This window comes from Pseudomonas sp. OF001 (genome assembly GCF_904426495.1).
Classification (GTDB): domain Bacteria; phylum Pseudomonadota; class Gammaproteobacteria; order Pseudomonadales; family Pseudomonadaceae; genus Geopseudomonas.
On sequence record NZ_CAJGBM010000024.1, the window covers coordinates 15,720 to 37,303 of the forward strand.

Here is a 21,584-nt window from a genome sequence, read left to right on the forward strand (position 1 = left end):
TTATGCGCCTTTGGCTAACGATTCTTCTGCTGGTGATGATGCCGCTGCAGCTCGGTTGGGCTGCAATGGGTAGCTATTGCCAGCACGAATCGGGTAACCAGACGAAGCATTTCGGCCACCACGCTCATCAGCACCAAAGCCAGGCGGGAAGCGAGGACGACGACGGTCCCGATCCCCAAGGCGGCAATAACCCGCATGGCGATTGCAACGCCTGCGTTTCCGCTGGCGTCACACCGATCTTTTCCGATGCAGCCCTGTTCGATGTGAACAGCTTGTCAGCTGGCGAGACTGGCTTCCAGGCTCATCCGCTGTCCCGGCCATCCTCTCCGCCTGAGCGCCCTGCCTGGGTCCGCCTCGCCTGATCGGCGAGGCGACTCCTCTCTCTGACCCGCCCAACGACCATCGTCAGCGACGATGAGCGTTGGCGTGCTGCGAGCCAGCTGATTGCGTCTCGCCGATTCCCCGTGAGCTTTTTCATCACTGGAGAATCGGGATGTTCCCAAGCAAAACCAGAAAATGGCTGCCTTGCGCCTTGCTCGTGCTGGCCACCGGCAGTTCGTTGGCGCAGACAGCGCCAAGTGCTTCCAGCCTGCAGTCGGTCGCTGCCGGTCCTTTATCGCTGAAGCAAGCCTTCGATACCGCCTGGGCGCGTCAGCCCGAAGCGGAGTCCGCGTCTGCGCGTCGTGAGGCGGCCACTGCCCGTCGCGCCGCCGCCGCCAGCTGGACCGCCGAGCCCATGGCCCTGGAGCTGTCGAGCAAAGGCGACCAGCTCAATGGCAACGATGGTAGTCGCGAGCACAATGTCGGCCTCGCCATCCCCCTGTGGCTGCCCGGCGAGCGCTCGCGGACGGGCGCCGTGGCCGAGGCCGAGGCCCAGTCCACCGCCAGTCGCGCCTCGGCTGCGCAGCTGCGTACTGCTGCCGAGGTGCGCGAGGCGTACTGGCAGTGGCAACGCAGCCGGGTCGAAGCGAGCCTGGCCAGCGAGCGCGAGGGCAATGCCCGGCAGCTCGCTGCCGATGTCGCCAAGCGGGTCAAGTCGGGCGAACTGGCCCTGGCTGATCAGCACCAGGCCGAGGGTGCTGCGGCCCTGGCCGAGATCGAAGCGGCGCGAGCCAGGAGTGCGCTGGCGACGGCTGCGCAGCAGTTGCGCAGCCTGATCGGCATCCTGCCAAGTGGTCGCGAAGAGGCTGTTCCTGGCGTTGCTGCCGGTGAGCCGGTACCCGCGCTGCCCGCTGACTTCGCTGCGCTGGATGCCCAGCATCCGGCGGTGTCCGCACTGCTGGATCAGGCCGAGGTCGCTCGCCGCTCGGCCGAGCTGGCTCGCGTGCAGACCCGCGCCAACCCCGAGTTGACCTTGTCTACCAGCCGCGAACGCGAGCCGGGGGAGTCCTATGACGAAAGCCTCACCCTGGGCATTCGCATTCCTTTCGGCTCGGGAAGTCGCAATCGCGCCCAGCAAGCCACGGCCGAGGCCGAGGCCATCGAAGCCGAGGTGCAGGCCCGTCTGGCCCGTGAGCGCCTGCTCGGCGAGCTGGAGGCCGCCCGGCTGGAGTTCGACTCCGCCCGCGCTCAGGTGACTGCTGCCGAGAAGCGTGCCCGGCTCGCCGATGAGTCGCGCGGTTTCTTCGAAAAATCCTTCCGCCTCGGCGAAACCGATCTGCCGACGCGCCTGCGTATCGAGCTCGAGGCGACCGACGCCAAGCGTCAGGCCGCCCTGGCCCGACTCGATCAGGCGGCGGCGATCTCCTCGCTGCGTCAGGCACTGGGTCTGCTGCCCGAATAGGGCCGGAACGAATCTACAGGACTGCAAAGATGACACTGTTTCCAAGGCTGACAGCCTTCACTGTCGCGATCTTGATCGCCGCCGCCCCCCTGGCCACTCAAGCCGGTGAGGGGCATGACCATGGCGAAGCGCCGGCCACTCCGACAGGCCCGGCCCTGCCGCGTTTCGCGGCGACTTCCGACACCTTCGAGTTGGTCGGCGTGCTCGATGGCCACGACCTCACCCTGTGGCTCGACCATGCAGCCGACAACAGTCCGGTCGAGGGCGCGAGCCTCGAGCTGGAGATTGGCGGCGTCAAGGTCGAGGTCGAGCAGCACGAAGCCGGCGAGTTCGAGGCCGAGCTGGCGCAAGAGCCTGAGGAGGGAGAGATCGCCATCAAGGCCAAGGTCGTCGTCGGCCAGCGCACGGAGCTGCTGAGCGGTGATCTGGATATCCATCACGAAGAGCACGCCGAAGAGTCTGCATCTGGCGCGTCCTGGGGCACCTACGGGGCCTGGGGGGCCGGCGGGCTGGTTCTGCTCGCCCTGCTGGGTTGGGCTATGCGCCGCGCCCGTGTCGCTCCTCGTCATTCGTGAAGGTGTTCCATGAAAACTAATTTTCTGATTTCCGCGCTGTGCCTGGCCCTGCTGTCGCTGACTTCGCCCGCCTGGGCTGGCGAAGGGCATGACCATGGCGAAGAAGCGCCTGCAACCAACAGCAACGGTCCCCAGCGGCTGCCCGACGGCAGCGTATTCCTGCCCAAGCCGGCGCAACGCCAGATCGGGGTGCGCACCTTGCCGCTCGAGACGGCCGAGTTGCCGCGCTCGCTGGAGTTGGCCGGCAAGGTGGTGATGGATCCCAATGCCGGCGGCAAGGTGCAGGCCGTGCTGGCTGGGCGCCTCGAAGCCGGACCGCGCGGTTTTCCCGGCGTCGGGCAGGCGGTGAAGAAAGGTGAGGTGCTGGCCTATGTCGTGGCGACCGGCGATGTCCTCGAGCGGGCCAATCAGGCCGCGCAGCTGGCTCAACTGCGGGCGGCGAAGGGCCTTGCCGACCAGCGCCTGGCGCGCTTGCGCGAGCTGGCCGATACGGTGCCGCGCAAGGATATCGAGGCAGCGGCCAGCGAGGCCGCGAGTCTGGGGGCGCAAGTCGCTGCGCTGAATTCGGGCGTCAATGCGCGGGACGCACTGGTTGCGCCGGTTTCCGGGGTGATTGCCTCGACCAATGCCGTCGCCGGCCAGGTGGTCGATGCCCGCGAACTGGTGTTCGAGGTGGTCGATCCCTCGCGTCTGCGCATCGAAGCGCTGGCCTACGACCTTAACCAGGCCGCCGATGTGGCGGGAGCCACTCTGGCGGTGGGTAGCGAACGTGTGCCGCTGACCTTCATCGGCGCGGCCCGCAGCCTGCGTGAACAGGCCCTGCCGATGCTGTTCCAGGGCGAGGGCAGCGCCTTGTCCCGGCTGGCCGTGGGGCAGCCGGTGAAGGTCTTCGTGCAGACCGCCACTCGTACCCAGGGCATCCGGGTACCGGCAGCGTCGCTGATGAAGAATGCCGCCAACCAGAATGTCGTCTGGGTGAAGACCGCGCCGGAGCACTTCGTGCCGCGCCCGGTCACCTTTGCCGTGCTGGACGGGGTATCCGTGGCGGTGACCAGCGGGCTTGCCGCTGGGGATCGTGTCGTGACCCAGGCCGCCAGCCTGATCAACCAGATTCGCTGAAGGGAGCCTGACCCATGTTCAAGTGGCTCCTCGACAACAGCCTCGCCAACCGCCTGCTGGTGATCATCGCCAGCCTGGTGCTGATGGCCTATGGCGCATTCACGCTGTCACGCATGCCCGTGGATGTCTTTCCCGATCTGAACAAGCCGACGGTCACCATCATGACCGAGGCTGGCGGCATGGCCGCCGAAGAGGTCGAGCAACTGATCACCTTCCCGCTGGAGACCACGATGAACGGTCTACCCGGCGTGGAGAGCGTGCGCTCGGTCTCCAGCAGCGGGCTGTCGTTCATTTACGTCACCTTCGACTGGAGCACGGAGATTTTTCGGGCCCGGCAGATGGTGTCGGAGCGGCTCTCCGCAATGGAGGAAGGCTTGCCTCCGGGCGTGATCCCGCGCATGGGGCCGATCAGCTCCATCATGGGCGAGATCATGCAGATCGCGATTCCCATCGATGCGGACAAGATCACCCCGATGCAGGTGCGCGAGTTCGCCGACTGGGTGCTGCGTCCGCGCCTGATGGCGATCCCCGGCGTGGCCCAGGTGATCCCGATTGGCGGTGAGGTCCGCCAGTTCCAGGTCCAGCCCGACACGGCGCGCATGGCCGAGCTGGGTATCAGCCACACGCAACTGGAGGAAGCGCTCAAGGGCTATTCGTCGAATACCTCCGGGGGCTTCCTCGAGCTCAATGGGCGCGAGTACCTGATTCGCAACCTGGGGCGGACGTCGAGTCTGGAGGATCTGTCGAACCTGGCCATCACGGCGCGTAACGGCCAGCCGATCCTCCTGCGGCAGATCGCCGAAGTGACCTTTGCCGCAGCCCTGAAGCGCGGCGATGCCGGCTTCGAAGGCAAGGCAGCAGTGATCCTCGGCATCCAGAAACAACCGACGGCCGATACCATCCAGCTGACCCGCTCCATCGAGGCGGCGCTGGGGGAAATGCGCAAGTCGCTGCCGACCGGAATGGAGGCCCCCCAGGTCACCTTCCGTCAGGCCAGTTTCATCGAGGCTTCGATCAGCACCCTGCAGGGCAAGCTGATCGGCGCCTCGGTGTTCGTCGCGGCGATCCTGTTCTTCTTCCTCGGCACGCTGCGGCCCACCATCATCGCGCTGACGGCCATTCCGGTGTCGATCTTCATCACCGGTCTGGTGTTCAAGTACTTCGGCCTGTCGATCAACACCATGACCCTCGGTGGCCTGGCCATCGCTATCGGTGGATTGGTCGACGATGCTGTGGTGGGCGTGGAGAACGTGCTGCGCCGGCTGAAGGTGGAGCGGGCCAAGCACCCCGAGCACCGCCTGCACCCGCTGGAACTGGTGGGGCACGCGACCATGGAGGTGCGTTCGGCCATCCTCTACGCCACCATCATCATTGTGCTGGTGTTCCTGCCGCTGTTCGCCCTGCCGGGCATGGAAGGGCGGCTATTCGTACCGCTGGGGATCGCCTTCATCGTCTCGACCCTGGCCTCGCTGGTGGTTTCGGTGACCGTCACCCCAGTGCTGTCCTTCTATCTGCTGCCGCGGATGAAGTCGCTGGAGCATGGCGACACCAAACTGCTGGCTTGGCTGAAAAGCCGCTATCGCAGCAGCTTGCAAGCCGTCCTGCAGCGTCCGAAGGCAGCTGTAGTCGTAGCGGGCATTGCCGTGTTGGTCGCGGCAGCGAGCGTGCCGTTCTTCCCGAAGACCTTCCTGCCGCCGTTCAACGAGGGCACCTTGCTGATCGGCCTGCGTCTGAACCCCGGCGTGACTCTGGCGGAGTCCTCGGCGCTGGCCCAGCAGGCCGAGCAGTTGGTCATGCAGGTGCCGGAAGTGACCCACGTCGGCCGCCGCAGCGGTCGCGCGGAGCTGGATGAGCACGCCGAGGGTGTGCACGTCAGCGAGCTGGATGTCGGCCTCAAGCCGGCCTCGGAGCTGACCCGCTCGATGGATGAGATCACCGGCGACATCCGTTCGCGGCTGGTCAATCTGCCGGCGGCCATCGGCATCGGCCAGCCGATCTCGCACCGGATCGACCACATGCTGTCCGGCGTGCGCTCGCAGATCGCCATCAAGATCTTCGGCGAGGATCTGGACACCCTGCGCGGCCAGGCGGATGCCCTGCGCGGCAGGCTGGCGGATATTCCCGGCATCGCCGACCTGGAAATCGAGAAGCAGGTGCTGGCTCCGCAGATCAAGGTGCGCATCGACTACGCCGCCGCCGCCCAGTACGGCGTGCCCGCGCCGCAGATCTTGGCGACGCTGGAGAGTCTGGTCGAGGGCGAGAAGGTCACCCAGATCGTCGAGGGTGGCCGGCGCTTCGCTCTGGTGGTGCGCCTGCCCGAGACGGCGCGTTCGGCGGAGGGGCTGGGCAACATCCTGTTCGAGACCCCGACCGGTCGGGTACCGCTGTCGCGGATCGCCAGCATCGAGGACGGCGACGGCCCGAACCAGATCAGTCGCGACGACGGCAAGCGTCGCATCGTGCTGTCGGCCAACGCCCAAGGGCGCCCGCTGTCGGAGATCGTCGAAGACATCCGCAAGGTGGTCGACGAGACCAAGCTGCCGGAAGGCTACTTCATCACCCTGGGCGGCCAGTTCCAGGCCCAGGAGGAAGCGTCGCGTCTGGTCGGCCTGCTGTCCATCGTCTCGCTGATCCTGATGTTCGTGGTGCTCTACAGCCGCTACAAGTCGGCGACCCTGTCGGCGCTGATCATGGTCAACATCCCGCTGGCCCTGGTCGGCGCGGTGCTCGGCCTGTGGTTGTCGGGGCAGCCGCTGTCGATTGCCGCGCTGATCGGCTTCATCACCCTCGCCGGTATCTCGGTGCGCAACGGCATCCTCAAGGTCAGCCACTACATCAACCTGATGCGCATCGAGGGGGAGAACTTCGACCACGCGATGATCCTGCGCGGCTCGCTGGAGCGCCTGAGCCCGGTGCTGATGACGGCGCTGGTCACCGCCTTTGCCCTGGCGCCCCTGTTGTTCGAGGCCGAGCGTCCGGGCACGGAAGTCCTCCACCCGGTGGCGGTGGTGATCTTCTCCGGCCTGATCAGCTCGACCCTCCTCGATACCTATCTGACCCCGGTGATGTTCTGGCTGTTCGGCCGCAAGGACACCGAGCGCCTGATAGCTGATCGCGAAGCGGGGGCCTTCTGATGGTTTGCCTCATTTCTCATCGCAATCACAGCCCTCCGGGGCGGTATTGCGCACCACAAAGTAACCGTGTTTGCCGACAAATGATCCGGAAGCTGAAGTCGCTGAAGCAGCACTCCGCAAATTACCGAAGTGATAGAGGAACTCAAATGAAATCCCTGAAAGCAATCTTGGCCCTCTCGATGTTTGCCGTCTCTTCCACCGCAATATCGGCTGGTTTCGACAATGACCCTGACAAGATCATCCAGGAGAACCAACGCGCCATGGAAGCGTATGCCGCAGAGCTCGGGAAACCCGCTCCGAAAGTCGAGAAGTATCGCTATGGCATGGAGCTCGATGTAGTCAAGGTGATCAGTGTGACACGCAAGGCCAAGGTCTGTGGCGTGGTGCCTGCGCGGATGACCTTCCTCGACTCAAAGGGTGAGCTCCAAACGGTCGAGTACCAAGCAGTCGGAGGAGGATGCCGGCGCGGCTGAGCGGGGGCCGGCTGACCAATCGCCTAAAAATGGCCCCACCTAATGTAAGGAGCGGCTGACTGCAGCCGTGTGGTTGAAAGTGCTTTCGTCTGGGCCTTGCCCCTTTCCAGACACTCGGCGTCCCAGTGGCGCCGATTTTTTAGGGAATCTCCTATGGGATTTAGGATCCCGACAAGCCCTTCTGAAAACCGCCAATCTGGGAGGAATCGTCATGTTTCAAGTCAATGGGATGGCTGTCCACTGCTGTCCTCGTTACATAACAAGGAGGGGCCAATGAGTACGTCATCATCTTCCGGACCCTGGCCACTGCTTCTACTCGCCTGGTTGGTGGCGCTGCTGTCGAGTCTCTCCGCACTATTCATCGGAGAGGTCATGGGGCAGGCTCCCTGCGTACTGTGCTGGTTCCAGCGCACCTTTATGTTCCCGCTGGCGGTGATCCTGGCCATCGCCTGCTACCGCTCGGACTTCGCCATCTGGCGTTACGCTCTGCCGCTGGCCGGCATCGGCGCGGCACTGGCCTTCGCTCACACGCTGCTCTACGCCGGGCTGATTCCTCAGCCGATCCAGCCCTGCACGGCTACCGGTCCGTCCTGCTCGGGCGCCGGCATGACCATCTTCGGCGGCGTGCCGCTGCCGATGCTGGCCCTGTTTGCTTTCGTCCTTATCGCCATCCTGCTCCTCGTCATTCGCCGGAGAACTGCTCCATGAACCGCCGTACCCTGGTCATGATCATCAGCGTGGCGATCCTGGCCGTCTTCGCCGTGGCCGTATTCCTCTACTCGCAGACGACGCCGCCGCAACCGCCGCAGGTGGCCCAGGCGCCCGCCCAGATGCCGCCGGACGCGCCCAATGGCGGCAACCTGGTGCGCTTCCACTCGCCGGTGTTCGGCCCGGCACAGGCGCCGGTGACCATCGTCGAGTTCTTCGACCCCTCCTGCGAGGCGTGCCGTGCCTTCTACCCTCATGTGAAGAAGATCCTCGTCGAGAACCCCAGCGATGTGCGGCTGGTGCTGCGCTATGTACTGTTCCACCAGGGCTCCGAGGAAGTGACGCGCATGCTGGAGGCCGCGCGCAAGCAGAACCTCTACCCGCAGGTATTGGAGGCCGTGCTCGCCGCCCAGCCAGGCTGGCACGACGACCCCAAGGTGGCAGCAGCCTGGGTCGCCGCCGAGGGCGCCGGCCTGGATGTGGAGAAGGCCCGCGCTGACATGCACACGCCCGGCGTCGACGCCGTACTGGAGACGGATATGCAGGACGTCAAGACGGTGGGTATCCGGGGCACCCCGACCTTCTTCGTCAATGGCCGCGCGCTGAGCGAGTTCGGTCCCGAGCCGCTGCGCGATCTGGTTCGCAGCGAAGTAGCCAAGGCCAGGAACTGACACCAAGGGTGCGCTGATAGAGCTTACAGTCCACCTCCTGCCGGGCGTAGCGTAGGCACCCGGCGGGTGGTGCTGCCGGGATGGCACCGGCACTCGCTGGAGTGCTGTTTTCGCCCGCTACCAAACACAGACAGGTACAGGCTCTAGATACCCCTTACCAGCGCCGGGATGGCGCGCAGGTAGATCAGCTCACCGACCAGCTCCACCAGGGTCTGGGTTATCACCGCGGCCGCCGCCAGCCCACTGATCGGCTCGGGCAGTGCCAGTGCCAGTGGCAGTACCACCAGCGAGTTGCGAGTGGAGGTACTGAAGGCCACCGCCCGCGCTGCCGGCGCCGCCAGGCGGAACAGCCTGGCGCTGAACGCCCCGAGCGCAGGGGCGAGCAACATGAACGCGGCGTAGACCGGTAGCAGGGGGGCCAGCACTTCCAATTGCTGGGCCACCGCAGCGATCTGCGAACCGATCACGGTCACCAGTACCACTGCCATCGCCGGCACGGGCAGCCAGGCCCAGCCGGCGCTCCAGATGCGTACCGCCGCGGAGCGTCTCGCACTCAGCTCGGTGGCGACGGCCAGCCCCAAGGGCGCGACGATCAGCAACAGGAAGGCCTCGGCGAAGGGACGGATAGCTATCACCGTGTCCACCTGCGTGCCGAGCATGAGCTTCAGATAAACCGGCAGCATCAGCAGCTGGAGCAGCAGCAGGAGGGGCGTGGCGGCCAGTACCAGCCGCGAGTCGCCTTTGCCCAGGTGGGTGAATACCACCACGTAGTCGATGCAGGGCGTCAGCAGAACCAGCAGGGCTCCGACCAGCAGGGCCTTGTTGGTCGACAGCGGCAGGGTCAGAAGCCAGACCAGCAGCGGCACCAGCACGAAGTTGGCCAGCAGCAAGGCGCCGACGAAGCGTCGGTTGGCGAAGGCTTGCTGAAGTTCAAGGAATGGAATCTGCATGAACATGGCATACATCAACACGGCAATCGCCGGCGTGATAGCCATTGCCGCCAGATCAGCCATATCTTCGGAGGTCAGACCTGCAGCAGCCGCGATGGCTACGGCGACGAAATACAAGCCTATCTGGTTATGCTCCAGCCAGTCTCGCAACATCCTCAATCCCCTCCTGTTTGTGGTGCAGGCATTCTCGCACCTTGAAAGGCGTTATTTCTGGGCTGAGGTGTTTTCAAGCGGCAAGAGACAATTCAGATAAAGCAGAAGATAGGCGTGACAGAGTTTTTGATCGATTACGGCCGCCACTCATCTGTCCGGATGAGCCATACCCTATCAGGACACTCAGGAAGCTGGCTCCCGTGCGTCTTGATAGGTGTCGTTTTCAGAAGACGACCGCACCATCTGACTGGATGTAACGCCTGGTGTGCATACGGCTCCTGACAGCCCAATATCAGGAGTCGTCTGCACCAATCTCGACTATGCTCAATACTCGTGTGCACCAAAGCGAGGTTTGGGCATGACATCAGACACTCCACCGATTGCCGCGCAAGGCGTGGCCACCCTGCCCGACGAGGCATGGGCGCAAGCCCGGCACCGGACGGAAATCATCGGGCCACTGGCAGCGCTTGAGGTGGTCGGGCATGAAGCCGCCGATGAGGCAGCCCAAGCGCTGGGCCTGTCCCGGCGACAGGTATATGTCCTGATCCGTCGCGCCCGGCAGGGTACTGGCCTGGTAACAGACCTGACGCCCGGCCGATCCGGCGGCGGCAAAGGCAAGGGGCGCTTGCCGGAACCGGTCGAGCGCATCATCCGCGAGCTGCTGCAAAAGCGCTTCCTGACCAAGCAGAAACGCAGCCTGGCGGCGTTCCACCGCGAAGTCGCGCAGGCGTGCAAAACCCAGAAGCTGCCGGTGCCGGCGCGCAACACCGTGGCCCAGCGGATTGCCGGACTACACCCGGCGAAAATAGCCCGCAGCCGGGGCGGGCAGGACGCTGCCCGTCCCTTGCAAGGCGCGGGTGGCATTCCGCCCGAAGTCACCATGCCGCTGGAACAGGTGCAGATCGACCACACCGTCATCGACCTGATCGTGGTCGACGAGCGCGACCGGCAACCGATTGGCCGCCCATATTTGACCCTCGCCATCGACGTGTTCACGCGCTGCGTACTCGGCATGGTGGTCACGCTGGAAGCGCCGTCCGCCGTCTCGGTCGGCCTATGCCTCGCGCATGCCGCCTGCGACAAGCGGCCCTGGCTGGAAGGGCTGAATGTGGAAATGGACTGGCCGATGAGCGGCAAGCCCAGGCTGCTCTATCTGGACAACGCGGCCGAGTTCAAAAGCGAAGCGCTGCGCCGTGGCTGCGAACAGCATGGCATCCGGCTGGACTATCGCCCACCAGGCCAGCCGCACTACGGCGGCATCGTGGAACGGATCATCGGCACGGCGATGCAGATGATCCACGACGAATTACCGGGGACGACCTTCTCCAATCCCGGCCAGCGCGGCGAGTACGATTCCGAGAAGATGGCCACCCTGACGCTGCGCGAGCTGGAGCGCTGGCTCGCGTTGGCGGTAGGCACCTATCACGGCTCCGTGCACAACGGCCTGCTCCAGCCGCCGGCCGCGCGCTGGGCCGAGGCCGTGGAGCGCGTTGGCGTCCCGGCCGTCGTTACCCGCCCCACCGCGTTTTTGGTCGATTTCCTGCCGGTGATCCGCCGCACCCTGACCCGCACCGGCTTTGTCATCGACCACATCCACTACTACGCCGACGCCCTCAAGCCGTGGATTGCCCGGCGCGAGCGCTTGCCCGCCTTCCTGATCCGGCGCGATCCGCGCGACATCAGCCGCATCTGGGTACTGGAACCGGAAGGTCAGCACTATCTGGAGATCCACTACCGCACCTTGTCCCATCCGGCCGTCACCCTCTGGGAACAACGCCAGGCGCTGGCCAAATTGCGTCAGCTCGGGCGCGAGCAGGTGGACGAGTCGGCGCTGTTCCGCATGATCGGGCAGATGCGCGAGATCGTGACCACCGCCCAGAAGGCCACGCGCAAGGCGCGGCGCGACGCTGATCGCCGCCAGCACCTCAAGACGTCGGAGCCACCGGCCAAGCCCATACCGCCGGATGTGGACATGGCTGACCCGCAGGCAGACAACCTGCCGCCGGCCAAACCGTTCGATCAGATCGAGGAGTGGTAGCCGTGGACGAATATCCCGTCATTGACCTGTCCCACCTGCTGCCAGCGGCACAGGGTTTGGCCAGGCTGCCGGCAGACGAGCGCATCCAGCGCATTCGCGCCGACCGCTGGATCGGCTACCCGCGCGCGGTCGAGGCGCTGAACCGGCTGGAAACTCTGTATGCGTGGCCGAACAAGCAACGCATGCCAAACCTGCTGCTGGTCGGCCCCACCAACAACGGCAAGTCGATGATCGTCGAGAAATTCCGGCGGGCGCACCCGGTCGGCACCGACGCTGACCAAGAACATATCCCGGTGCTGGTCGTGCAGATGCCGTCAGAGCCATCGGTGATCCGCTTCTATGTCGCGCTGCTGGCTGCGATGGGCGCGCCGCTGCGCCCGCGCCCACGGCTGCCGGAAATGGAGCAACTGACGCTGGCCCTGCTGCGCAAGGTCGGCGTGCGCATGCTGGTGATCGACGAACTGCACAATGTACTGGCTGGCAACAGCGTTAACCGGCGCGAGTTCCTCAACCTGCTGCGCTTCCTCGGCAACGAGCTGCGTATCCCCCTGGTCGGGGTCGGCACGCGCGAGGCGTACCTGGCCATCCGTTCGGACGATCAGTTGGAAAACCGCTTCGAGCCGATGCTGCTGCCGCCGTGGGAGGCCAATGAGGACTGCTGCTCGCTGCTGGCCAGCTTCGCGGCGTCACTCCCGCTACGGCGGCCATCCCCGATTGCCACGCTGGACATGGCCCGCTACCTGCTCACCCGGAGCGAAGGCACCATCGGCGAGCTTGCACATCTGCTGGTGGCGGCGGCCGTCGCCGCCGTGGAGAGTGGCGAGGAAGCGATCAACCACCGCACGCTCAGCATGGCCGACTACATCGGCCCCAGTGAGCGGCGGCGACAGTTCGAGCGGGAACTGATGTGAAGTCCGCGCCGCGCTGGCCGCTGCATCCGGCACCCAAGGAAGGCGAAGCCCTGTCCTCATGGCTCAACCGGGTCGCCGCCTGCTACCAGATGGACGTGCACGAGCTGCTGGCCCACGATCTTGGTCACAGCCAACTTGATGACCTGGATACCGCACCATCCTTGTCGTTGCTGACGGCGCTCTGCCAGCGCAGTGGCGTCGAGCTGGAGCGGTTGCGCAGCATGAGTCTTGCAGGCTGGGTGCCGTGGCTGCTCGACAGTCTCGACGATTCGGTACCAGCAGCCTTGGAAACCTATACATTCCAATGCGCGGTGCTCCTGCCCAAGCGCACCCGCAAGGTGCGGTCCATCACTCGCTGGCGTGCCTGGCTACCGAGCCAGACGATTCGCCGGGCGTGTCCGCAGTGTCTGAACGATCCAACGAATCAAGCTGTGCTACTCGTCTGGCAGCTCCCCTTGATGCTGAGCTGCCCGCAGCATGGCTGCTGGCTGGAGTCCTACTGGGGCATGCCCGGCCGGTATCTTCAGTGGGAAATCGCCGATGCTGCGCCGCGCCCTGCCGATGACGCAATCGCCTGCATGGACCGGCGCACCTGGCAGGCGCTGACGACGGGTTTTGTGGAGCTGCCGCGTCGGCGTGTCCACGCCGGCTTGTGGTTCCGGCTGCTGCGCACCCTGCTTGATGAGCTGAACACGCCGCTCTCGCACTGCGGCAGTTGCTCGGCGAGCATCCGCCATGTCTGGGAGCGCTGCGGCCATCCGCTGCGCGCCGGGCAGAGTCTGTGGCGTCCCTACGAGATTCTGGCCCCGGCGGTGCAGTGGCAGATGCTGGAGGCGGCGGCCACCGCCATCACGCTGATCGAGTCAAAGGCGCTGATCCCGCGCGGGGAACAGGCCGCGCTGTTTCAGACGGAGCCGCACACTGGTTTCACCAACGGCCTGCCGGCGAAGGTGCCGAAGCCGGAACCCATCAACCACTGGCAACGAGCAGCCCAGGCCATCGATGAGGCCATCATTGAAGCGCGACACAACCCGGAGACGGCCCGCTTGCTGTTCACACTGGCGTCCTACGGGCGACGCGACCCCGAATCCCTGGAACGTTTGCGCGCCACGTTCACCAAGGAGGGCATCCCGCCGGAGTTTTTGTCACATTACGAGCCTGAATGGCCGTTTGCAGGTCTTAGACTAAATGACGGGTTAAGTGACAGTTTTTGACGGCGAGAACTTTCTGGCTCACACTGTCACATAATCGAACGTATATGTGACAGGTACGACATGCTGATAGGCTACATGCGGGTATCGAAGGCGGACGGCTCCCAGGCTACCGATTTGCAGCGCGACGCGCTGATTGCCGCCGGGGTCGATCCAGTACATCTTTACGAGGACCAGGCATCCGGCATGCGCGAGGATCGGCCCGGCTTGACGAGCTGCCTGAAGGCGTTGCGAACTGGCGACACACTGGTCGTGTGGAAACTGGATCGGCTCGGACGCGACCTGCGACATCTCATCAACACCGTGCACGACCTGACTGGGCGCGGCATCGGCTTGAAGGTATTAACCGGGCACGGCGCGGCCATCGACACCACGACCGCCGCCGGCAAGCTGGTCTTTGGCATCTTCGCCGCCCTGGCCGAGTTCGAGCGCGAGTTGATCGCGGAGCGCACGATTGCCGGCCTAGCCTCGGCCCGCGCGCGCGGGCGGAAAGGCGGCCGGCCGTTCAAGATGACCGCCGCCAAGCTGCGGCTGGCGATGGCGGCAATGGGTCAGCCAGAGACCAAGGTCGGCGACCTGTGCCAGGAACTTGGCGTCACGCGGCAGACCCTGTATCGGCATGTTTCACCCAAGGGTGAGCTACGTCCAGATGGCGAGAAGCTACTCAGCCGAATTTGATGCCGGCATGAGGCAACGTAGCGACAGCGTGGTTTGTCTCAATGGGAAGCGCTCATGATCGATCTTTGAAGGCCCGCAGCAGTCGTGTCACAGACAGGACGAACAAACCGGTCAGCGTGAGGGCTGCGATACCCCAGTACTCTCCGATGAACGCGCCGGCCGTCGTGCCGGCCAGCACAATGGCGAGAATCGGCAAATGGCAGGGACAGGTGAGCACGGCCAGCGCGCCCCACAGGTAGCCGGTGATCGGTTTGTGCGTCTCGGACGGCAAGCGCTCGGGGCTGTTCATGGCAGACTCTCCGCGTGCTGTGCCGGCTCGGTCGGCATGGTGGCCAACTGCACCTCCAGATCGGCCAACGCTTCGCGCCGACGCTCGACGAACTGGCGCAGAACGGCAAGCTGCGCGGCCGCTTCATCGCCGTCCGCAGCATCCAGCGCCCGGCACAGCCGCGCCAGCGCGTCCAGGCCGATGCCCGCCTCGAAGGCCGCCCGCACGAAGCACAGCCGTTGCAAGGCGGCATCATCGAACAGGCCATAGCCGCCCGGGGTGCACGCCACCGGACGCAGCAATCCGCGCAGCAGGTAGTCGCGCACGATATGCACGCTCACCCCGGCATCAAGGGCCAGCCGGGACACGGTGTAGGCGCTCATTGAAAACCTCCTTTTTTTATCCAGCGCAGCAGGAAAGCTGCTTCACGTCCTTGTTGAAGGTCTGCGCCGCAAGCTTCAACCCCTCGACCATTGTCAGGTAGGGGAACAACTGGTCGGCCAGTTCCTGCACCGTCATGCGGTTGCGGATGGCGAGCACCGCCGTCTGGATCAGTTCGCCCGCTTCCGGGGCCACCGCCTGCACGCCGATGAGCCGTCCGCTACCTTCCTCGATGACCAGCTTGATGAAGCCGCGTGTGTCGAAGTTGGCAAGCGCTCGCGGAACGTTGTCGAGTGTCAGCGTGCGACTGTCGGTCTCGATGCCATCGTGGTGCGCTTCCGCCTCGCTGTAGCCCACGGTGGCGACTTGCGGGTCGGTGAACACCACTGCCGGCATCGCGGTCAGATTGAGGGCTGCGTCGCCGCCGGTCATGTTGATCGCGGCACGGGTGCCGGCGGCCGCTGCCACGTAGACGAACTGCGGCTGGTCGGTGCAGTCGCCGGCCGCGTAGATGTTCGGGTTGCTCGTGCGCATGCCTTGGTCGATAACGATGGCCCCTTGCGCATTGACAGTGACCCCCGCCGCGTCCAGCGCGAGGCTGCGCGTATTCGGTGCCCGACCGGTGGCAACCAGCAACTTGTCAGCGCGCAATTCACCGTGTCCGGTGGTCAGCACGAATTCGCCGTTCACATGGGCGACCTGGCTGGCTTGCGTGTGCTCCAGCACCTCGATGCCCTCGGCGCGGAAAGCGGCTGTCACGGCCTCGCCGATGGCCGGGTCTTCCCGGAAGAACAAGGTGCTGCGTGCCAGGATCGTGACCTGGCTGCCGAGCCGGGCAAAGGCTTGCGCCAGTTCCAACGCCACCACCGACGAACCGATCACGGCCAGGCGTGCGGGAATGGTGTCGCTGACAAGCGCTTCGGTGGAAGTCCAGTAGGGTGACTCTTTCAGGCCCGGAATCGGCGGCACGGCCGGACTGGCACCGGTGGCGACCAGGCAGCGGTCGAACGTTACCTCGCGCTCGCCACCCTCGTTCAAACGGACGACCAGGCTCTGGTCGTCCTTGAAACGCGCTTCACCGTGCAAAACGGTGATGGCTGGATTGCCGTCCAGGATGCCTTCGTATTTGGCGTGCCGCAGTTCATCGACACGGGCCTGCTGCTGGGCCAGCAGTTTGCTGCGGTCAATCGCAGGCACAGTTGCCGCAATACCGCCGTCGAACGGACTTTCCCGGCGCAGATGGGCAATATGGGCAGCGCGGATCATGATCTTGGACGGCACACAGCCGATATTGACGCAGGTGCCGCCGATGGTGCCGCGTTCGATCAGCGTGACCGTCGCGCCTTGCTCGACGGCCTTCAGCGCCGCCGCCATCGCGGCCCCGCCGCTGCCAATGATGGCGATATGCAAACCGGCGCCCTCAAGTGCATCACGGATTTTTGGTTCATCTTTGAAATCACCAACCCGGATCGAGCCTTGATAACCCAATGCGGCGATGGCGGCCAGCAGTTGGTTGTGGCTCACGGCGGTGTCTGCCATGACTTGCGCGCGGCTTTCTGGATAGGACACCACAGCGGCATTCACGCCGGGAATCTTTTCCAAAGCATCTTTGACATGGGTGGCGCAGGATGTGCAGGTCATGCCATTCACGGTGATTTCGGTCATTTTTTTACTCCATTGAATTTCGGGGTGCAGCAGGCATCGGCTTGGCGTTTTCGTTGGATGGCGTAGATGGTCAAGCCGATGAAAATCGCCAGCGCAGGCAGCAGCACATAGTCCAGATAGCCGGTCAGCGCGGACAAGCCGACCACACCGAGCAAAATGACCAGAACAGGGGTGAAGCAACACAGCGCCACGAGGGTTGTGCCAATGATGCTGACCCGCAGCAGTGTCTTCGGGTCTTTCATGATCAGTTCTTGACTGATGATGGGTAGCCCGCATCCTCGGTAGCCTTGGTCAGTTTCTGCACGCTGGTCTTGGCATCATCGAAGGTGACCACCGCTTCGCGCGTCTCGAAGGTCACGTCAACTTTACTGACGCCATCGACCTTGGAAATCGCCTTCTTGACAGTGATCGGACAGGCCGAGCAGGTCATGCCCGGTACGGACAGCGTAACGGTCTGGGTGGCGGCCCACACGGGGGCAACAACGGCAGCGAGGGCAAGGGCGGAAAGCAGCTTTTTCATGGTGAACTCCTGTGATCAATAGAAAAATGGCACGACGTAGGGAAATCCGAGCGCGACCAAAACCAGCACGGCCACGCCCCAGAAAATGAGCTTGTAAGTAGCTCGCACTTGGGGAATCGCGCAAACCTCACCCGGTTTGCAGGCGGCTGACGGCCGGTAGATGCGCCGCCAGGCGAAGAACAACGCCACCAGCGCCACGCCGATAAAGATGGGGCGATAGGGTTCCAACACCGTCAAGTTGCCGATCCAAGCGCCGCTGAACCCCAAGGCGATCAGAACCAGCGGCCCGAGGCAGCAAGCCGAGGCGAGGATGGCGGCCAGCCCGCCAGTGAAGAGCGCGCCGCGCCCGTTTTGAGGTTCAGACATACGTTTGTCCTTTCGAATCTGAATTGGATAGCTTAAGCTTACTTCCGTAGTTATGTACGGAGTCAAGCGATATGGAAAACAATTTGGAGAACCTGACCATTGGCGTTTTCGCCAGGACGGCCGGGGTCAATGTGGAGACCATCCGGTTCTATCAGCGCAAGGGCTTGCTCCCGGAACCGGACAAGCCTTACGGCAGCATTCGCCGCTATGGCGAGACGGATGTAACGCGGGTGCGCTTCGTGAAATCAGCCCAGCGGTTGGGCTTCAGCCTGGATGAGATCGCCGAGCTGCTGCGGCTGGAGGATGGCACCCATTGCGAGGAAGCCAGCAGCCTGGCCGAGCACAAGCTCAAGGACGTGCGCGAGAGGATGGCTGACCTGGCGCGCATGGAGGCCGTGCTGTCTGATTTGGTGTGCGCCTGCCATGCGCGGAAGGGGAACGTTTCCTGCCCGCTGATTGCGTCACTGCAAGGGAAGAAAGAACCGCGCAGTGCGGACGCGGTGTAGCCCGAGGGAACTACGCCTTAGCGTGCTTTATTTTCCGTTTTCTGAGGCGACTCCAACGTCAGAAAAGACCGTGCGGTCGACTTTTGATATTTCGTGCTGTCGCCTTCTGAAAGTGACAATAGGGTCGTTTTCTACATTGTTTGACATGTGTCTGGCAGCTCTATAGGGTTCATCCATACACAATCACCCTGGAGGCTGTATGCACGGACAGCGGATCGGCTACATCCGGGTCAGCACCCTCGACCAAAACCCGGATCGCCAGCTCGAAGGCGCCCAGGTGAGCAAGGTGTTCACCGACAAGGCCTCCGGCAAGGACACCCAGCGTCCCCAGCTCGACGCGCTGCTCGGCTACGTCCGCGATGGCGACACCCTGGTGGTGCACAGCATGGATCGCCTCGCCCGTAATCTGGACGATCTGCGTCGCTTGGTGCAGCAGCTCACCGGCCGCGGCGTGCGGATCGAGTTCGTGAAGGAGGGGCTGACCTTTACCGGCGAAGACTCGCCAATGGCCAACCTGCTGCTGTCGGTGATGGGGGCCTTCGCCGAGTTCGAGCGCGAGCTGATCCGCGAGCGGCAACGCGAAGGAATCGCTCTGGCCAAGCAGCGCGGCGCCTACCGCGGCCGAAAGCCAGCCTTGAACAGCAAGCAGGTCGCCGAGCTGCGCCGTCGCGCCGAAGCTCGCGAGCCGAAGGCTGCCCTGGCCCGCGAGTTCGGCATCAGCCGGGCCACCCTCTACGAATACCTGCGCGCCGGCGAGTAGCCGGCCGTTTCCGATTTGATTTCGTTACAAAACCAAAGGAGTGAACATGTCCAAACTGGCCGAATTTCGCCGTGCCGAGCGTGAACTGCAGAAACAGATGGCTCTGCTGGAGCAACTGCAGGCCGACGCCAGTCTGCAGCGCGAAATGAAGTTCGAAGAGAAGCTGAAGGCGCTGATGGCGGACTACGGTATGGGGCTGGCGAAGGTTGTCGCCATCCTCAATCCGCAGCCGGTCGAGCTTGAGCCGGTCGCGTCGGAGGTCGTGAAGCAGCGCCGTCCTCGCCAGGTGAAGGTCTATGTCCAGCCCGTCACTGGCAAGCGCATCGAAACCAAGAGCGGGAACCATGCCCTGCTCAAGGCCTGGAAGGCGGAGTTCGGGGCTGAGGTCGTCGAGGGGTGGCGGCAGGACTGATGGTGAGTCTTGGTGGGTAAACTAATGGGTCTACCTACCAAGGCAATTGCTGAGTATCTGACTGCACACCTAGGCTGAGCTCTGTGCGGCTGACTTGGGGGGAGCCTCCCTCTGGCTGAGTTCAGTGCGAATACGGGAGAAAAGCTCATCCAGCGTGAGCTTCTCATCCATGAGCAGGTAGCAGTCAGCAAGGATCGTCAGGGGATGCACGTCCATGGCAGAGGCTATAGCGTCGAGCTTTTCAAGTGTCGGCCTTTTGGCGCCGCCCTCCAGCATGCTCAGGTAGGTCTGGCTGCTGACGCCTGCCAGGTCCTCTTGGCTGAGCTGCTTGGATTTCCTTGCCCTTCTCAGGGCCATGCCGAGCGCCGTCTTCAGCTCCATCTTTTTCATCATCCCCGGAAAAGAGATGATGAAGCCGTCTTGAACGTCGGATCGCCATTAACTATAGTTAATATTTTTGCAGGAAAAGCTATGTTCATGACGTATCGACACGCGGAGCTGCCTTTGGGCACGCTTTTTGGTGACACCCGCGTGCAGCATTGGCAGTTCGTCGAGCAAGACGTCCACTGGCCGTGGTTTTACATAGAGTTCATACGGGAAGTGGGTGACGACAGGATAAGCAGCATGCTGATGATTCCGTCGGTGCCAGCGCTTCAGCGCTTGCTCGACGAGCAAGACGATTGCTCTTGGTTGGCACAGGCATTGCTGGTCACGCCTGCTCATTTGAATGGCAGTCAGCGCTGGATGATGGAGCCGGTGGAAGAGGTGAATGTGGCTTTGGATGAGGACAGCCAGCTGGGGTATGTTTTTAAGGTTGAGGGTGGGCACTGCTACAGTACCCACCCTAGCGCGCAAAGAAACAATTTGCGGACCTCTCATACTATTTTCTCAGCGGACAAGCACCTGCGCAGATAATTGTGGGATCACGGGGTTGTCATGGAAGAGTTCCGTCATCAGGTCGAGAAGATTGATCGCTCGGCAGCCGAGCAGAGCAGATTTCTTGATCATTGCATCGCGCACGGTCGAGAGCTGACCATTTTTCTTGAGTCAGGTGTGCAGTTCATCGGTGTGGTGCGATCCCATGATCGGAAGTCTCTCTTGCTTGGCGGTCGCAGTCGGAACAAGGAGCCTCGGATGATCTTTAAAAGCAGCATCGCATACATTCGAGCTGCCGAGGATCTCGATCTTTTTCTGCGCTACAGGGGGATGGGAACCGCTCTGCAGAGAAGGCGGAAGCGTCGTATTGCAATCGTCAAGCCATCTAGGTCAGTGGGTTAAGTTTTTTCTCAGTCACAGCCTGAGGAAATCCGGTATTGATCTGGTGAGGGCGGTGCTAGGTGTGTCGATGGATCAGGTAATGGTTGATATCCTGCTGCGGAGCTTTGATGGTCATGTAACCTGTCGGCGATATCTATTCTGTCTTCAGGCTGCGAAATAATAGATCCAACAGGGTGCTGTCCCAGCAGTTGTTGTGCTGATTCATGCTCTGCTCCATCCGCTAGCGGCACGGCTGCTGCCAGCTCAGGTGGCTGCAATATTGGCTGCCTATCTGAGATGAGCATCACCTGTTACGGCGCGTAGAGCGCATTGATCGCCAGCTCCTTATCAGGCTTGGCGGAGAGCGCCCAGTCGACAGCTCGGCGAGCGTTTAAACCCCAAAGTACCGCCAGCTAATGCCACCGGGCTTGCGTCTATACTTTGGTGGAGTCGCTACATCACGCCTGATTTGGTAGCGCGACATCAGGCTAGAATTCAGCAGGTTCGAAATATAGAGGCGCGCGACTGTGGCCTGCTTGTTATCGCAGGCCCTGTTGCTTTTTGATGAGGCACGCCTCAAGCATCATGCCCATGATGCTGCAGCTGCCAGAAGCAGCACGGTTTTCACTGAAAAGTTGGTTGATTTGGCTTCACCCACTTTCAGGGAAACCCGGCGGTTGCAGGAACTGAGTGCAACACGGTTATTGGAGTGAAGCAGGTGCCTCATGATGCTTGGCCATCAGCTCAGTCATGACCTCGATGGGGCACTTGAAGCCGAAGCGCTTGCGCGGTCGGATGTTCAGTTCGTAGGCAATCGCATCCAGTTGCTCCTGGCTGTATCCCGACAGATCCGTACCCTTGGGCAGGTACTGCCGGATCAGTCCATTGATGTTTTCGTTGCTACCGCGCTGCCAGGGGCTGTGCGGGTCGCAGAAGTAGATCGCCACGCCGGTCTTCTGGGTGATCTCCGCATGGCGTGCCATCTCCCGTCCCTGGTCGTAGGTCATGCTCTTGCGCGCCGCCAGCGGCATGCGATTCAGCGCCG

General features: G+C 63.3%; 26 protein-coding genes. 17 read left to right on the forward strand and 9 right to left on the reverse strand.

The window, feature by feature from the left end:
• Positions 1-35: 35 nt before the first annotated feature.
• The 8 genes from RA210_RS14785 to RA210_RS14820 all read left to right on the forward strand — a co-directional run bounded on the left by RA210_RS14785 (position 36) and on the right by RA210_RS14820 (position 8,463).
• On the forward strand, positions 36-362 hold the full coding sequence (locus RA210_RS14785) for a DUF2946 domain-containing protein (RefSeq protein WP_236574759.1): 327 nt from the start codon (positions 36-38) through the stop codon (positions 360-362).
• A 131-nt stretch (positions 363-493) separates the two neighbouring features.
• Positions 494-1,783, forward strand: coding sequence for a TolC family protein (locus RA210_RS14790; RefSeq protein ID WP_201487046.1), 1,290 nt, complete (start codon positions 494-496; stop codon positions 1,781-1,783).
• 29 nt (positions 1,784-1,812) lie between these two features.
• Positions 1,813-2,358: a hypothetical protein gene (locus RA210_RS14795; protein WP_201487048.1), complete on the forward strand. Its 546-nt coding sequence runs from the start codon at positions 1,813-1,815 to the stop codon at positions 2,356-2,358.
• Between the two features lie 9 nt (positions 2,359-2,367).
• On the forward strand, positions 2,368-3,477 hold the full coding sequence (locus RA210_RS14800) for an efflux RND transporter periplasmic adaptor subunit (RefSeq protein ID WP_201487050.1): 1,110 nt from the start codon (positions 2,368-2,370) through the stop codon (positions 3,475-3,477).
• A 14-nt stretch (positions 3,478-3,491) separates the two neighbouring features.
• The gene (locus RA210_RS14805) at positions 3,492-6,611 is read left to right on the forward strand and encodes an efflux RND transporter permease subunit (protein WP_201487052.1); all 3,120 of its coding nucleotides are present in this window, start codon (positions 3,492-3,494) and stop codon (positions 6,609-6,611) included.
• 146 nt (positions 6,612-6,757) lie between these two features.
• Positions 6,758-7,084 carry a DUF2790 domain-containing protein gene (locus RA210_RS14810; RefSeq protein WP_201487054.1) on the forward strand — a complete coding sequence of 109 codons (327 nt, stop codon included), beginning with the start codon at positions 6,758-6,760 and terminating at the stop codon, positions 7,082-7,084.
• Positions 7,085-7,357: 273 nt separating this feature from the next.
• The gene (locus RA210_RS14815) at positions 7,358-7,792 is read left to right on the forward strand and encodes a disulfide bond formation protein B (RefSeq protein WP_090212130.1); all 435 of its coding nucleotides are present in this window, start codon (positions 7,358-7,360) and stop codon (positions 7,790-7,792) included.
• Positions 7,789-8,463 carry a DsbA family protein gene (locus RA210_RS14820; protein ID WP_090212132.1) on the forward strand — a complete coding sequence of 225 codons (675 nt, stop codon included), beginning with the start codon at positions 7,789-7,791 and terminating at the stop codon, positions 8,461-8,463. The genes RA210_RS14815 and RA210_RS14820 overlap by 4 nt, the downstream gene beginning before the upstream one ends.
• Before the next feature lie 143 nt (positions 8,464-8,606).
• Here the strand turns inward: RA210_RS14820 and RA210_RS14825 are convergent, their stop codons facing one another.
• On the reverse strand, positions 8,607-9,566 hold the full coding sequence (locus tag RA210_RS14825) for an arsenic resistance protein (RefSeq protein ID WP_201487056.1): 960 nt from the start codon (positions 9,564-9,566) through the stop codon (positions 8,607-8,609).
• Between the two features lie 358 nt (positions 9,567-9,924).
• On the opposite strand from RA210_RS14825, the gene RA210_RS14830 reads away from it, so the two are divergent.
• The 4 genes from RA210_RS14830 to RA210_RS14845 are packed head-to-tail and all read left to right on the forward strand — an operon-like array spanning position 9,925 to position 14,404.
• The gene (locus RA210_RS14830) at positions 9,925-11,604 is read left to right on the forward strand and encodes a Mu transposase C-terminal domain-containing protein (RefSeq protein ID WP_003465068.1); all 1,680 of its coding nucleotides are present in this window, start codon (positions 9,925-9,927) and stop codon (positions 11,602-11,604) included.
• A 2-nt stretch (positions 11,605-11,606) separates the two neighbouring features.
• Positions 11,607-12,515 carry a TniB family NTP-binding protein gene (locus tag RA210_RS14835; protein WP_032492291.1) on the forward strand — a complete coding sequence of 303 codons (909 nt, stop codon included), beginning with the start codon at positions 11,607-11,609 and terminating at the stop codon, positions 12,513-12,515.
• Positions 12,512-13,729: a TniQ family protein gene (locus RA210_RS14840; RefSeq protein WP_003465063.1), complete on the forward strand. Its 1,218-nt coding sequence runs from the start codon at positions 12,512-12,514 to the stop codon at positions 13,727-13,729. Before RA210_RS14835 ends, RA210_RS14840 begins: the two co-directional genes overlap by 4 nt.
• A 60-nt stretch (positions 13,730-13,789) precedes the next feature.
• A complete protein-coding gene (locus tag RA210_RS14845) occupies positions 13,790-14,404 on the forward strand; it encodes a recombinase family protein (RefSeq protein WP_000904941.1) in 615 nt (204 codons plus the stop codon).
• Positions 14,405-14,456: 52 nt separating this feature from the next.
• Here RA210_RS14845 and merE read toward each other — a convergent pair whose 3' ends face one another.
• The 6 genes from merE to merT are packed head-to-tail and all read right to left on the reverse strand — an operon-like array spanning position 14,457 to position 17,604.
• Positions 14,457-14,693, reverse strand: a complete 237-nt coding sequence (gene merE, locus RA210_RS14850; RefSeq protein WP_001087809.1) for a broad-spectrum mercury transporter MerE — start codon at positions 14,691-14,693, stop codon at positions 14,457-14,459.
• Entirely contained in the window at positions 14,690-15,055 is a 366-nt protein-coding gene (gene merD, locus RA210_RS14855; protein ID WP_003465059.1) for a mercury resistance co-regulator MerD, read from the reverse strand. Before merD ends, merE begins: the two co-directional genes overlap by 4 nt.
• Before the next feature lie 16 nt (positions 15,056-15,071).
• On the reverse strand, positions 15,072-16,718 hold the full coding sequence (gene merA / locus RA210_RS14860) for a mercury(II) reductase (RefSeq protein ID WP_000136268.1): 1,647 nt from the start codon (positions 16,716-16,718) through the stop codon (positions 15,072-15,074).
• On the reverse strand, positions 16,715-16,960 hold the full coding sequence (merF, locus tag RA210_RS14865; RefSeq protein ID WP_000654684.1) for a mercury resistance system transport protein MerF: 246 nt from the start codon (positions 16,958-16,960) through the stop codon (positions 16,715-16,717). The genes merA and merF overlap by 4 nt, the downstream gene beginning before the upstream one ends.
• Positions 16,961-16,962: 2 nt before the next feature.
• On the reverse strand, positions 16,963-17,238 hold the full coding sequence (gene merP, locus RA210_RS14870; protein ID WP_000735441.1) for a mercury resistance system periplasmic binding protein MerP: 276 nt from the start codon (positions 17,236-17,238) through the stop codon (positions 16,963-16,965).
• 15 nt (positions 17,239-17,253) lie between these two features.
• The gene (merT, locus tag RA210_RS14875) at positions 17,254-17,604 is read right to left on the reverse strand and encodes a mercuric ion transporter MerT (RefSeq protein WP_001294667.1); all 351 of its coding nucleotides are present in this window, start codon (positions 17,602-17,604) and stop codon (positions 17,254-17,256) included.
• Between the two features lie 71 nt (positions 17,605-17,675).
• Here merT and merR point away from each other — a divergent pair, with 71 nt between their 5' ends.
• The 3 genes from merR to RA210_RS14890 all read left to right on the forward strand — a co-directional run bounded on the left by merR (position 17,676) and on the right by RA210_RS14890 (position 19,282).
• Positions 17,676-18,110 (forward strand): Hg(II)-responsive transcriptional regulator, encoded by a 435-nt coding sequence (gene merR, locus RA210_RS14880; RefSeq protein ID WP_000429838.1) that lies wholly within the window; start codon positions 17,676-17,678, stop codon positions 18,108-18,110.
• A 199-nt stretch (positions 18,111-18,309) separates the two neighbouring features.
• A complete protein-coding gene (locus RA210_RS14885; protein ID WP_201487058.1) occupies positions 18,310-18,870 on the forward strand; it encodes a recombinase family protein in 561 nt (186 codons plus the stop codon).
• A gap of 46 nt (positions 18,871-18,916) precedes the next feature.
• Complete coding sequence (locus tag RA210_RS14890; RefSeq protein WP_201487060.1) at positions 18,917-19,282, forward strand: histone-like nucleoid-structuring protein, MvaT/MvaU family; 366 nt, start codon at positions 18,917-18,919, stop codon at positions 19,280-19,282.
• A gap of 69 nt (positions 19,283-19,351) precedes the next feature.
• Here RA210_RS14890 and RA210_RS14895 read toward each other — a convergent pair whose 3' ends face one another.
• Positions 19,352-19,663, reverse strand: coding sequence for a helix-turn-helix domain-containing protein (locus RA210_RS14895; RefSeq protein WP_201487062.1), 312 nt, complete (start codon positions 19,661-19,663; stop codon positions 19,352-19,354).
• A gap of 90 nt (positions 19,664-19,753) precedes the next feature.
• On the opposite strand from RA210_RS14895, the gene RA210_RS14900 reads away from it, so the two are divergent.
• Complete coding sequence (locus tag RA210_RS14900; protein ID WP_201487064.1) at positions 19,754-20,197, forward strand: hypothetical protein; 444 nt, start codon at positions 19,754-19,756, stop codon at positions 20,195-20,197.
• A gap of 21 nt (positions 20,198-20,218) precedes the next feature.
• Positions 20,219-20,560 carry an RNA chaperone Hfq gene (locus RA210_RS14905; protein WP_201487066.1) on the forward strand — a complete coding sequence of 114 codons (342 nt, stop codon included), beginning with the start codon at positions 20,219-20,221 and terminating at the stop codon, positions 20,558-20,560.
• 680 nt (positions 20,561-21,240) lie between these two features.
• Here the strand turns inward: RA210_RS14905 and RA210_RS14910 are convergent.
• Positions 21,241-21,584 (reverse strand): IS30 family transposase (locus RA210_RS14910; protein WP_201487067.1); only part of this gene is annotated, 344 nt, incomplete at its 5' end.